The 223-nt window shown below is 54.3% G+C and carries 1 rRNA gene; it reads right to left on the reverse strand.

Features of this window, described 5'->3' with window-relative positions:
- Nucleotides 1-163: 163 nt before the first annotated feature.
- Nucleotides 164-223, reverse strand: a 16S ribosomal RNA gene (locus tag WFH00_RS11880); the annotation flags it as partial.

Consider the following 223-nt stretch of genomic DNA (forward strand, 5'->3'; position numbering starts at 1 on the left):
CCTCTCACCCCGCCGAAACGAGCTGATGTACTACGGCAGGCGAGCTATCAAAGCTTGCTTTGTCATATGTTCCACCCTTGAGCTGTTCGCGTCACGCGTTCGGCGACGTTCAAACATTCTCTGCACCACCCACGCTTTGCGTGTGTGGTGAGTTGCTCCTTAGAAAGGAGGTGATCCAGCCGCACCTTCCGGTACGGCTACCTTGTTACGACTTAGTCCTAAT

Source organism: Leucobacter sp. USHLN153, assembly GCF_037145615.1.
Taxonomy (GTDB): domain Bacteria; phylum Actinomycetota; class Actinomycetes; order Actinomycetales; family Microbacteriaceae; genus Leucobacter.